This window comes from Vibrio fujianensis, from assembly GCF_002749895.1.
GTDB classification, from domain to species: Bacteria; Pseudomonadota; Gammaproteobacteria; order Enterobacterales; family Vibrionaceae; genus Vibrio; species Vibrio fujianensis.
The window spans coordinates 223,202-235,116 of record NZ_NBUS01000041.1 but is presented as its reverse complement, the minus strand read 5'-3'; the positions used below and the strand labels follow the sequence as shown (position 1 = coordinate 235,116).

Here is an 11,915-nt window from a genome sequence, read left to right as displayed (position 1 = left end):
GCTTCGGGCGCTTTATCACGTTGAATTTTTATACATCAAAGTGATCCAATAGCTACATCCGTATTGACGAGTTCATTGGTTGAGACAAATCAAGCGCATTGGTGCTTGTTATAATTTGTTACAAACTAGAATCATCTCTCTACGCTAAACGCCAATTTATCTAGGCCTAATGACTCATTAAGCCTAAATTTATGATTTATTTGGTTATTTTATCGTGATAGCGATCTTAAATTAAAAACGCTCTCAATGAATGACTTGTGGTTCAAATAATTTGAACATCATCATCAATCCGTTGGTATATTTATCATGCATGAAATGTTAAATAATCTGTTGCTAATATGTATATACTGATGTTGACACTGATTTTACAACGAGAAATAAAATGAATAGTCAAGTAACTCATTACCACCGAGCGATACAAGTGATCCATTGGCTATCGGCTTTAACTGTGATTGGTCTGTTTGCCGTCGGTCTATGGATGGTCGATCTCTCTTATTATAGTGAGTGGTATCGTACAGCACCTCATTGGCATAAGTCGATTGGCCTTTTATTGGCCGCAGTAACTCTCTTACGTATTATCTTACGATTTGTGACAACGTCACCAAAAGTTGAAGGGAACGGGCTAGAAAAGTTGGCAGCAAAATTTATGCACCTTCTACTTTACGTTAATTTAGCGATCTTATTTACTTCCGGTTACTTGATTTCTACTGCCGATGGTCGAGGAATTGATGTCTTTAACTGGTTTACATTACCCAGTGTAGGGGCTTTGTTTAATCAACAATCAGATATTGCAGGCACCGTACACTTCTATGCAGCTTGGACACTAATCGTGATGGCATTTTTGCATGGTTTGGCGGCTTTAAAACATCACTTTATCAATAAAGATAATACGTTACGTAAAATGATAGGAGCATCAAAATGAAAAAAACGTTACTGGCATCAGGGTTGGCAATGGCAATGGCTTTCCCATTTGGTGCAAGTGCTGCCGATTATGTGATTGATACTAAAGGGGCTCATGCATCGATAAACTTTAAAGTGAGTCATTTAGGATACAGTTTTATTAAAGGACGTTTTAATACGTTTAGCGGGGAGTTTTCTTATGATGAAAATGATATTTCAGCCTCGAAAGTAAGCGTTACCGTTGATACAACTAGTCTTGATTCTAACCATGCCGAGCGTGATAAACACATTCGCAGTGCTGATTTTTTAAACACGTCAAAGTTCTCAAATGCTACCTTTGTCAGTACACAAGTCATTGATCAAGGGCAAGGACATTTAGCAATACAAGGTAATTTAACCTTACACGGCAAAACACAGCCAATCACTATCGATGCTCAATTGATTGGTGCTGGTGCTGATCCATGGGGAGGAGAACGTGCTGGGTTTGTTGGTGCTACCCGTTTAGAGCTGAAAGATTTCGATATTACTGTAATGGGGCCATCGAGCTATGTTGATATGGAACTGCATGTTGAAGGCATCAAAAAGTAATTTTTTTGATGATTAATGTGTTTATTAAACAAAGTCCCCTCCTGATCAAGTCCCCTCCTGATCAAAGGGGACTTTTACTTTCTGTATTAACTCATCAATGAGTTAATACTATTATTATGCGCGAGCTAGCTCTTGCTCTTGTTGTTCGTTAACAACCGCTAAACGTTCACCATAAATTGGACGAAGTGCAGCAAGAACGTCATTTCGTGCTAGCATCCCGACAAATTGACCATTTTCTAATACAGGAAGAACATGGGGCTTACTGACTTTCATGCTTTTCGCTCGTTCTTCGACAGATAATGCATTAAAGCGAGTCGCGATGCCCATATTCGTTGTAGGGAAGAGTTGTTCTTTATCAATACATAAAAACTCGGTAACATCAACGAGCGAATCATTGGCATCAATCGCAATAACATCACGGGTCATCAGATCAACCACTTTTTGTTCTTCATTCGGCAAGTAGTCTTGACACCATAAATCAACCATTACATCGTGAGCAGAGAACATGCCCACCAAACGGCCTTGAATATCTACCACAGGAGCTGCTGTTAGGTGGTTATCAACCAATGCATCGATAGCGAGAGCAATCGGCATCTCAGCATTAAGAGTTATCGGTTGGGTGTTCATCATATCTTTCACAATTATTGAGTTTTTCATGGTGGTTTCCTTAACTGACTGTATTGGAGTGGTTTCGGTGATGGTAGTGATCTGTGCTTCTTTTAGGTAAGGGCGACGGTAAATTGACCAGTTCGTCAATCCAACGAGAACCGCTCCACCGACAATATTTCCTAACGTGACGGGAATTAAGTTTGCTGTGATAAAGCGTGTGATATTTAAATCTGCATACTGTGAGGCTGTCACTCCGATTTGTTGCCAAAAACTATCTGGTGCAAAGTGATGGATAACAATACCAAGCGGCACCATAAACATGTTGGCGACGCAGTGTTCAAATCCACTTGAAACAAACATTGCAACAGGTAAAACGGTCATAGCTGCTTTTGTCATGGCGTTTGCTGAACTAAAGGTTAACCAAATCGCCAAACAAACGAGTAAGTTACATAACACCCCAAGTGAAAATGCTTGAATGGGTGTGTGATGCAGTTTGTGCTGTGCAATGTTGAGAGCATTAAGCCCCCATTGGCCATGATCTAGTTGGTACATCCCTGCGGCTGAAACCAACAACAGCAAAAACATTGCTCCAAGAAAATTACCGACATAAACCTTGCCCCAAATAGACAGCATTTTGCCAAAGCTGATCTGCTTGTTCGCCCAAGAAATGCTAGAAAGGACAGAACTAGTAAACAGTTCACCGCCACAGATAACAATAAGAATTAACCCCATGCTGAAAGCGATGCCTCCTGCGAGTCGGCTTAACCCCCATCCAGTGTTATCACTTCCGGTTGTTACGGTAATATAAAATAGAAAAGCAAGCCCAATGAATGCTCCAGCCATTATTGCTAAGCTCAGTATCATGCCGCTGGTTTTCTTGGCTTTACTCAGGGCAAATTTTTCAGCTTCTGCCATCATTTCATGGGGCGAAAAATAGAGTTGATTTTCAGAGTTCGCTGCTGACATTTTCGCTCCTCAGACTTAGATACATAAATAACTCCTGACTAAATTAAACAACACCTTGTGGGTTGCTTCACCGTTAGATTAGAGAGCGAAAGGAAGAAGGTAAAATTGATAATTCTTTAAAACCTCATCAATTATATTGATATAGTAAAAGCAAGCAGTAGAATGACACTCGTGGCCCAGTGAATTGGGGTTGGTATAAATCGTTCCATAGGATAGGTTGTGCGATATTCATTAAAACAATTGGCCGTCTTTGATGCTGTGGCAGACTTCGGCAGTGTGAGCGCGGCAGCTGAACAGCTAGCTTTAACCCAGTCTGCAACAAGTATGTCTTTAGCACAGTTAGAAAAAATGTTGGGACGCCCGCTCTTTGAGCGTCAAGGAAAACAAATGGCATTGACCCATTGGGGAATGTGGTTACGTCCAAAAGCTAAACGTTTGCTACAAGATGCTCAGCAAATTGAAATGGGCTTTTATGATCAGCATTTGTTAAGTGGCGAAATTCGATTGGGTGCAAGCCAAACTCCAGCGGAACATTTAGTGCCTGACCTTATCAGTATTATTGATAGTGATTTTCCGGAGATTCGCATTGAACTGGGGGTTCGAAGTACCCAAAGTGTGATCGAGGGAATATTAGATTATAAGTACGACTTAGGCATCATTGAAGGGCGTTGCGATGATAATCGAATTCATCAAGAAGTGTGGTGTCGGGATCATTTATGTGTGGTTGCTTCTGCACATCACCCATTCGCTAAACGAGAAGTGGTTAGCTTAGCTCAGCTAGAACAAGCTAAGTGGGTGCTTCGAGAGCAAGGGTCTGGAACTCGTGGCATTTTTGACAGTGCAATCCATAAGTTAATCGCTGATTTGGATGTTTGGCGTGAATACGAGCATGTTCCTGTCTTACGTAGTTTAGTGGCTAATGGCTCTTATTTGACTTGCCTGCCTTATTTAGATGTTGAGCGTTTCATTCAAAGTGGTCAATTGGTTGCGCTTAATGTCCCACAATTAAGTATGGAGCGTACGCTTTCGTTTATCTGGCGAGCCGAGATGGCTGAAAATCCACTAGCTGAATGTATTCGACGTGAAGGCTTGCGAATGATGAAAGGCAAGCCCTATGTGCTATGATATCACCATCTGTTGATTTATCGATTGCATCACTATTTTTTGTATATCATATAAATTGTTGCATAAAAACTGTGATTTAAATCGCTTGTTGTTTTGCCGCATCGCTTTACTATTCTCTCATTGTCGGTTGTCACATCATTAATGTGTCAACCGCGTTTTATTTAAGGGAGAAGTTATGAATGCGCTTTTTGCTATATCGTTAACGACCGGCATCTTATCCGGTATTTGGGGTTGGATCGCTATCTCCTTTGGCCTACTTTCTTGGGCTGGCTTTTTGGGTTGTACCAGCTATTTTGCGACTCCGCATGCTGGGCTCAAAGGGTTGGCACAAAGTCTATGCTGTAATTTGAGCGGTGTCTTTTGGGCATGGGTGATGATGTTACTCTCTCAGTTTATGACATGGGAGATCATCGGTTATGTCATCACCGCTTTTGCAGCTTTCATGATGTGCATTCAAGCTAAAAATGCTTTACTCGCTTACATTCCTGGTACTTTTATTGGTTGTTGTGCTACGTTTGCTGCAGATGGAAACATAGCACTTGTTATCCCTTCTTTGTTATTAGGTGGCGTGTTTGGTTATACCATGAAAGCGAGCGGAGAGTGGCTGCATAAGAGAAGTGAAGAAAGAAAAGAATCAGAGCATGGGTTAACGTTACGCTGTAATAAAAAAGCAGTCACCCCTCAGTAAAGCGTTCTTCATAAAAGTAAGGCTGGTCAGTAAGAGCAAAACGTACCCTAGAGAAAAGGATTATCACTAATATTGATCGGGCGGTTTATCCCCTTTGTAAATGGTGATTAACACAGGGAATAAACTTATACCCAAACAACTTGGAGTTGCAGTTAGGCGGCAAGTGAGTGAATCCCCATGAGCATAGACAGGCTATGCGATTGGGGTGAAAGAACGTAGCCAACACCCCAGCAGCTTCAAGTAGGAAGGGTATATTCATTTTGGTTATATATTTCCGTTTGCCAGTGTGACCACTCTTTTTAGCGTCCAACGCAAGAGTAGGGGAATCGACTCGACACCGTTTTCTTCACAATGAGAAACAATGGCCAGGGCAAGATCGGGTTTGGCATGCTTTTTAAGCACCTTATTAACGACTTTTTTTGCCGGTATAGGGTGTTCGTGTGGGATTTTAACCATATCTTTGAAAAAGAACTCAAAACCATGGGAATACAAAAAGTGCTCAATATCACGATCGGGCAATTCAGTAAGACGATGTCGAGCTTGTTCATGTTCTAGCATGTTGAGTACTGTTGCTGCGTATTTTTTACCCGCAGGATCACCATCGGTCACCACATGCCATTCAATCGCAAAAGCTTTTGCAACTTTGATTAACGATTTCAACCCTGATTGTGCAAACTCGATAATCTGTACTCCTTCCGCAGCTAGGTTATAACCACATTGTCTGGCTAACTCACTGAATAGCCAAACTTCTGTTTCTCCTTCAACCAATAACCAACAGCGAGCAAAAAGAGCGCCCGGACGATGAAAGCGAATATGAAAACCAATGCGGCGTAACTCATCACGCCCTAGTCCTCGGCTTGGCATACTTGTCGCGACAACCTTATCTGACGTTCTCACTAAACGTCGAATCGAATGTAGTGGTACCGAGGCGAGTAAATCACCACTATTGGTGGTTAGGATTTTTTGCATAGGAAGTAAATCAAGCAAATTCCAGGCTCGAGCAAGATGCGTCGGGTGTAAACGCCCTTCAGGATCTTCAATAATCAGTATGGGTCGCGCATAGCGTCGTAGATCATTGGGCCCTTTGGCTTGTAAATAAGCATTGAGTAACCCCATCAGTAACAGTCGGGTTTGGCGATTTTTGGTATCATCAACCACTTGCGACAAACTTTTATCATACCCAGGAGGGCCATAAACCAAGCTTTCTCTTTCTCGACGTGGGTTTTTACGCTTTTGATCTTTAAATGAAAAATAATGCTCTATTAATGCCTGCATTGAATTTAAGCTACTGCGCATTTCGCCTTTATTCACATGACCTGGGATAGCCATTAAACGACGACACGTATTATTGATCCGTTTCTCTATGCGTGCATTTTTGCCATTCCCTTCTATAAAAGGTCGATCAAATTGGCGCGAATCTCGTAACCGAATAACCGGATGCAAACTCATTAATGATTGAGCTAATTGCTCACTATCATGAACTGCAATAGTATGCCCTTCTAAATCCAAGAAGGCGTAGTGGGTGGAGATATCATATTGTATGCGTGAGGCATTAACACGGTAAATAATGCGATGGCAGCCATGTTCATCCTGACGCCATACTGGTTTTAATTTCCGATAGCGACCCGCACGATGCTCGTGTTTGTCGGAGGCAATAAAGCTAAGAATAATCTGGATATCTTGAGTTTGTGGATGAGAGAGAGCATAGTCTACGTGAAAGTCTTGCAATTCGAACTGATAAGGCTTTCCATCCGGCGGCAGTATGACGGATAACGCATCCAGTAACGAAGACTTTCCCCATGTATTTTCTCCGATTAATGTGGTGAGTTCATCAAAGGTTAGCGATAAGCGACGAATGCCTCGAAATCCTGATATTTCAATACGTTCTAAATGCATAAAGTGAGTTCCTCTTGCTCAACGTTCTCGACAGCTTGCGTTGAGTTTTTGTTAAGCATAAAGGAAAATGTGTGAATAAACAGACGCTCAAGTCATTAAACTGCCCAGTACTTCACAGAACCTTCATGTTTCAGAATGATTGAAGGCCTTAAGCTTTATATTTTTTCCATGGTCTTGCAAAAATATTTCATAAAAGTCACGACTTTGTCATGATTTTTAAGCTAGGATGGAGGGGAAAGAGAAGAGAAAATATTATGAAAAGAATAAAAGACATGACATCGATTACTCTGGCTCATATCAATGACACCCATTCTTATTTTGAGCCAACCTCACTACAACTATCTTTAAACATTGATCAACAAACTTTAACCCCATTTGTCAGTGCGGGTGGCTTTGCTCGTATTGCGACCCGAATTCATCAGCTTAAAGCCGATGCTCAGCGTATGAAGCGTGGCTTTATTTTTGTCCATGCGGGTGACTGCTTCCAAGGTACTTTATATTTTTCTTTATTTAAAGGTCAGGCTAATGCTGAGATGCTCAATGCGTTAGGTATTGACGCCATGACACTTGGTAATCATGAATTAGATATGGGAAATGAGCCCGTTGCGCAGTTTGCTAAACGTATACAATTTCCGTTATTAGCGGGTAATTGGGATTTGTCCAAAGAGCGGCAAGATAAACAACATCGTCTATCTAACAATTCGCAGGTGTATGCTTTTGATTCACAACGACAGTGTGCTCGTTGGATGGTAAAAGAGGTTGATGGCAGTCAAGTGGCCATTTTTGGTTTATCACTGGATAAGATGGAAGATATCGCCAACCCTGATGGGGATACTCCATTTGTGTCATCGTTGACAACCGCAAGTAAAACCGTTGAAGCTATACATCATTCAGGAATTAATAAAATCATTCTTGTCAGTCACTTGGGATATGAAGCTGACAAAGAACTGGCGGCTAAGATTGACGGCATCAGTGTCATCGTTGGTGGACATAGCCATATATTACAAGGTGACTTTAGTGCACTTGGACTTTCCCAAGAAGAATCTTATGGGCAATTTATTAATGGAATTTATGTCGTTCAAGCTGGGCTTTATGCATTAGCATTAGGGCATTGTCACATTGATTTCGATAAAAATGGCCGAGTTGTCAATTTTACGGGTCGCAATGAATTGCTGTTAGGACGCCGTCTTTTTCTTGATGCCAGTATGAATGAAGCGGGGTGCGATACAACCCACCTTGATGCGTGTGAGTTTGTCAATAATCATCCTCATGTCGTAGTCTGCAAAAAAGATCCAGATGTCCATGGTATTTTACAAAACAAATACATACCCAAAGTCCGTGAGTTACAACATCAAATCATTGCCCATGCATCAGAAAAACTACGCCATGTACGCATCCCGGATGAAGAAGGCCCAAGCCAAGTTGCTCCTTTAGTTGCCAAAGCCTTTGCTTATGCAATGGAAAAGCGAGGCTACCGAGTTCAGTTTGCCATTCATAATGCCGGTGGGGTGAGAACCTCTATTTTGCCGGGTGAAGTTTCTGTGGCCGATATTGCCGGCCAACTATTACCATTTGCCGTTCCGGTTGGTGTCTATAAAATATCCGGAGATGCACTTGCTCGAACATTAGAAGGCGCAATCAATAATGCTTTCAATAATGGTGTAGAAGGAACGGGATCGGGTAGTTACCCTTATACGCATAACCTTTCTTTCGAATACCAAGCGAATAATCCTATTGGCCAAAGAATTCAAAATCTATCCATTTTTATCGATGGAGAGTGGTATTCGGTTAATCCAAACGGGGAGTATTACGGTACTTCATCCGCCTACACCATGAAAGGCAAAGAAGGTTACCATGCTTTGACTGAAATGAAAGGTGAGGGGAAAGTGACCAATGTGTCGATGGCTGATGCTTTTATTGAATTATTAACCGATAAACCTTACTTATTAAGTCAAACTGCGCAAACTAATGTTTCCAACCAATCAAATTAATTTGTTGGTCCACTTTTTGCTCTCTTTTCATACGATGACAGTGAACAGGGGCCGGTTATGTGGAATTATTGGAGCGACCTATTAGCGATTGTGGCTTGGATTAGTGTGTGGGTCGGATTGGTTTATTTTTTACCTTTAAATTAAATTATGTGGTTGTCGCTAGACGAGATAAAACAACCATAGTAAAGTAGCGCTGTTTGGGGAGTAGTCGCCATCATGTTGTTTACTTGTCGTCATCCCGTTAAGCGTTAAGCTTATCCGGCAAGTATAAATAGGTTGCAGCCTAACCTATTTCGACGAGACCAACGCATCCATGCTGTTTTATACAGTATAACTTGGTATGCGGAAGGTTTCGTTTTGCTCTCTAAAACGTTTTTCCTTCCGCTCGTGGAGGAAACATGTCCCTAATGACTTATCTAAGCTTTATGCTTCTTACCATCACATTGGTTGCGCTAGATATTTGGCAAACTCGTGATAATAAAATTTCTTTGCAGCGTGCATTAAGTTGGAGCTTGTTTTGGATTCTGCTTGCCTTTATTTTTGCGGCAATCATTTTCCTATTTTGGGAGGTTTATTTACCGAATAGTGATTATAGTGCCTCACAGGCGTCGCTAGCCTTTTTAACTGGTTACCTACTAGAAAAATCACTCAGCATCGATAATTTATTCGTGTTTGCTATTATCTTTCATCAATACTCGGTTCCCGCTTCATGTCGACCAAGAGCGCTCTTATATGGTGTGATTGGAGCTTTAATTTTACGAGGTATTATGATTGTGATTGGCGCGCAACTATTGAGTCAATACCATTGGATTTTATATGTATTTGCTGTGTTCTTAATTTGGACAGGGGTTCAATTAGCAAGAGAAAAACAACACAGTGAACTCAATCCACTTCCTGAACGCGTGATGAGACGCTGCTTTAATGTAACGCAAGATTATTCTGGGCATGCATTATTGATTCGTCAACAGCAAGGTTGGTGGGTAACGCCCATGTTTATTGTTGTTGGTATGATTGCTTGCATGGATATTATGTTCGCGCTAGATTCAATTCCAGCTATCTTTGCGGTAACACGAGAGCCCTTTTTGGTGTTAGCAGCAAACGTTTTTGCCTTGTTAGGGCTGCGCTCGTTGTATTTTGTGCTGGAAGGAATGATGAATAAATTTATCTATTTAAAACCGGCACTCGCATTTATTATGTTATTTATTGGTATAAAAATGTTATTAGTTGGCTCGCCGTGGGAGATACCAACCCCAATTTCTTTATTGGTTTTATTGGTAACGATGTTGATTGCGATTGTGGCTTCATGGTTCAAAGGCCACTCAGACAAACTGAATAGTGCGATCAAAGTCGAAAAATAGCCTTTGCATTAAATGTTAAATAAAATAAACAGAAATGCAACCGGTGAGTTTTTATGCAAGAAGTGTGACGGTTTATGATTAGTTAATTGCAGCGAATGCGCGATTACTCATTCAATTGTTAACCATATGTTTTATTAGTTTTATTTATGCAAAAGTCCAAATTTTGTCATTTTATAAATCACAGGGTATTGCTTAAGATCTGTTCATATAAGTTACCGGCTTATCAAGAGAGGCTTCTATGGCACAAGCAATACGTTTCGGTACCGTTCCAGTACCTACCTCTATGGATAAAAAAACCTATTCGGTTAACTTCAAAGGATTGATGGCTCATTTAGTTGATATTCTTTTTGTCGAATCGACTTCGGCACATCGTTATCATGCCGGAGAATTATCTGATCACATACAACGAGATATTGGTTTAATGCGCTAACTAAAAAGCCGACAATTTGTCGGCTTTTTGTTTTTTCTTCTGCCAAATTATTTTTTACGGCAGTATTCTGCAATAATGAACATGGTTTGTCCATTTACCTTTCCTTGAATGTGCTTGGGATCATCCGTTAAGGCAATACCGCGAACAGCGGTACCTTGCTTAATTACCATGCTTGACCCCTTAACTGGGAGATCTTTGATTACCGTCACATCGTCTCCTTTTTTCAGCTCAACACCATTAACATCACGCGGTTTTTCTTCGTCATCGTTCATACCGATTTCAGCCCATTTCTGGACTTCCTCTTCCATGTACATCATATCTAGCAAGTCTTGTCCCCAACCTTTTGCCGCAGACAGACGTTTTAGTTGACGCCAAGCAAGGACTTGAACGGCTGGAACTTGATTCCACATACTGTCATTAAGGCAGCGCCAGTGGTTGATGTCGGCAGATTCTGGCTTTTCAATTTGGTCTTTACAAGTTGCACAAAGCATTACTGCATGGTCAACTGTCACTTGAGTGTGTGGTGCAACCACATAAGGAGAAAGCGCTGACTCTGAAGAGCAGAGTTCACATTTTGATTCACAGCGTTCGAGTAAAGTAGCTTCAGTAGACATTGTTCCCACCTTGTAAAATTAATTTGTGGGTATTATCCACTTTATGCACAAAATTTAAAGAGATATCCTATGGTTAATCATAGTTAATGCTCTATTTTGAGCATTTAAGGGCAATTTGGTGCGGAAAGTAAATAATTTAGCAAACTTTACTCTTGCTATTCCCAAATCACTTGGAGTGAACCAACATGGTTAATGGTGGCAAGTGAGTTTATCCTCACGAGCATAGACCGGCGATGCCATTCGGGTAAACGAACGCCGTCAACACTGTTGCATATTTAAAGTCAACAGGAGATATCATACCAATCTGTGAGATCATGGGCTTCAACACCTACCTTTTAGCGTTTTGTAATGAGCAACCCCAAGTAGTTTGGGTATATAATCAGGCTGTTTATACTTTGAAAATATTAGGATACGCATGGCCATCTGGAAAAGACCCATCAGTTTAGCTGACTTAAATGCCACATCAAAAAATACGCTGATAGAACACCTCAATATTATTTATACCGATGTTACTGAGAATACCCTTAGTGCCACTATGCCTGTCTGTTCTTTTACTCACCAATCCTTAGGCATGCTGCATGGTGGCGCTTCTGTCGTCTTGGCGGAAACCTTAGGCTCATTAGCCGCCAACTTTTGTGTTGATGACTCCCGTTATTGTGTAGGACTCGATATTAATGCCAATCATATCCGAGCAATGCGTGAAGGGATGGTGATTGGCACAGCAAGTCCAGTTCACTTGGGCATCTCAAC

At 41.2% G+C, this 11,915-nt stretch carries 11 protein-coding genes; 8 read left to right on the top strand and 3 right to left on the bottom strand.

What is annotated here, in order from left to right:
• The first annotated feature begins 382 nt into the window (after window positions 1-382).
• Together B7C60_RS08320 and B7C60_RS08315 are read left to right on the top strand one after the other, a co-directional pair.
• Window positions 383-922 carry a cytochrome b gene (locus tag B7C60_RS08320; protein WP_099611248.1) on the top strand — a complete coding sequence of 180 codons (540 nt, stop codon included), beginning with the start codon at window positions 383-385 and terminating at the stop codon, window positions 920-922.
• The gene (locus tag B7C60_RS08315; RefSeq protein WP_099611247.1) at window positions 919-1,488 is read left to right on the top strand and encodes a YceI family protein; all 570 of its coding nucleotides are present in this window, start codon (window positions 919-921) and stop codon (window positions 1,486-1,488) included. The genes B7C60_RS08320 and B7C60_RS08315 overlap by 4 nt, the downstream gene beginning before the upstream one ends.
• Before the next feature lie 114 nt (window positions 1,489-1,602).
• On the opposite strand, the gene focA is transcribed toward B7C60_RS08315, so the two are convergent.
• Window positions 1,603-3,063 (bottom strand): formate transporter FocA, encoded by a 1,461-nt coding sequence (gene focA, locus B7C60_RS08310; RefSeq protein WP_099611246.1) that lies wholly within the window; start codon window positions 3,061-3,063, stop codon window positions 1,603-1,605.
• Between the two features lie 219 nt (window positions 3,064-3,282).
• Between focA and B7C60_RS08305 the strand changes: the two genes are divergently transcribed.
• Together B7C60_RS08305 and B7C60_RS08300 are read left to right on the top strand one after the other, a co-directional pair.
• On the top strand, window positions 3,283-4,188 hold the full coding sequence (locus tag B7C60_RS08305) for a LysR substrate-binding domain-containing protein (RefSeq protein ID WP_099611245.1): 906 nt from the start codon (window positions 3,283-3,285) through the stop codon (window positions 4,186-4,188).
• 175 nt (window positions 4,189-4,363) lie between these two features.
• Window positions 4,364-4,876, top strand: a complete 513-nt coding sequence (locus B7C60_RS08300) for a DUF1097 domain-containing protein (RefSeq protein ID WP_099611244.1) — start codon at window positions 4,364-4,366, stop codon at window positions 4,874-4,876.
• 264 nt (window positions 4,877-5,140) lie between these two features.
• On the opposite strand, the gene B7C60_RS08295 is transcribed toward B7C60_RS08300, so the two are convergent.
• On the bottom strand, window positions 5,141-6,772 hold the full coding sequence (locus tag B7C60_RS08295) for an ATP-dependent endonuclease (protein ID WP_099611243.1): 1,632 nt from the start codon (window positions 6,770-6,772) through the stop codon (window positions 5,141-5,143).
• Between the two features lie 254 nt (window positions 6,773-7,026).
• Between B7C60_RS08295 and B7C60_RS08290 the strand changes: the two genes are divergently transcribed.
• The 3 genes from B7C60_RS08290 to B7C60_RS08280 all read left to right on the top strand — a co-directional run bounded on the left by B7C60_RS08290 (window position 7,027) and on the right by B7C60_RS08280 (window position 10,551).
• Window positions 7,027-8,763: a bifunctional metallophosphatase/5'-nucleotidase gene (locus B7C60_RS08290; protein WP_099611242.1), complete on the top strand. Its 1,737-nt coding sequence runs from the start codon at window positions 7,027-7,029 to the stop codon at window positions 8,761-8,763.
• Between the two features lie 398 nt (window positions 8,764-9,161).
• Window positions 9,162-10,121 carry a TerC/Alx family metal homeostasis membrane protein gene (locus B7C60_RS08285; RefSeq protein ID WP_099611241.1) on the top strand — a complete coding sequence of 320 codons (960 nt, stop codon included), beginning with the start codon at window positions 9,162-9,164 and terminating at the stop codon, window positions 10,119-10,121.
• A 238-nt stretch (window positions 10,122-10,359) separates the two neighbouring features.
• On the top strand, window positions 10,360-10,551 hold the full coding sequence (locus B7C60_RS08280) for a hypothetical protein (protein ID WP_099611240.1): 192 nt from the start codon (window positions 10,360-10,362) through the stop codon (window positions 10,549-10,551).
• Window positions 10,552-10,598: 47 nt separating this feature from the next.
• On the opposite strand, the gene B7C60_RS08275 is transcribed toward B7C60_RS08280, so the two are convergent.
• A complete protein-coding gene (locus tag B7C60_RS08275; RefSeq protein WP_170887494.1) occupies window positions 10,599-11,165 on the bottom strand; it encodes a PhnA domain-containing protein in 567 nt (188 codons plus the stop codon).
• A 415-nt stretch (window positions 11,166-11,580) separates the two neighbouring features.
• On the opposite strand from B7C60_RS08275, the gene B7C60_RS08270 reads away from it, so the two are divergent.
• On the top strand, window positions 11,581-11,915 hold a 335-nt coding region (locus B7C60_RS08270; protein WP_245868961.1), incomplete at its 3' end, for a hotdog fold thioesterase.

What these genes read in the sequence shown, in the direction of transcription:
- B7C60_RS08320 (WP_099611248.1), top strand. Translation starts at nt 383, where the DNA reads ATGAATAGTCAAGTAACTCATTACCACCGAGCGATACAAGTGATCCAT.
- B7C60_RS08315 (WP_099611247.1), top strand. Translation starts at nt 919, where the DNA reads ATGAAAAAAACGTTACTGGCATCAGGGTTGGCAATGGCAATGGCTTTC.
- focA (WP_099611246.1), bottom strand. Translation starts at nt 3,063, where the DNA reads ATGTCAGCAGCGAACTCTGAAAATCAACTCTATTTTTCGCCCCATGAA.
- B7C60_RS08300 (WP_099611244.1), top strand. Translation starts at nt 4,364, where the DNA reads ATGAATGCGCTTTTTGCTATATCGTTAACGACCGGCATCTTATCCGGT.
- B7C60_RS08295 (WP_099611243.1), bottom strand. Translation starts at nt 6,772, where the DNA reads ATGCATTTAGAACGTATTGAAATATCAGGATTTCGAGGCATTCGTCGC.
- B7C60_RS08290 (WP_099611242.1), top strand. Translation starts at nt 7,027, where the DNA reads ATGAAAAGAATAAAAGACATGACATCGATTACTCTGGCTCATATCAAT.
- B7C60_RS08285 (WP_099611241.1), top strand. Translation starts at nt 9,162, where the DNA reads ATGTCCCTAATGACTTATCTAAGCTTTATGCTTCTTACCATCACATTG.
- B7C60_RS08280 (WP_099611240.1), top strand. Translation starts at nt 10,360, where the DNA reads ATGGCACAAGCAATACGTTTCGGTACCGTTCCAGTACCTACCTCTATG.
- B7C60_RS08275 (WP_170887494.1), bottom strand. Translation starts at nt 11,165, where the DNA reads ATGTCTACTGAAGCTACTTTACTCGAACGCTGTGAATCAAAATGTGAA.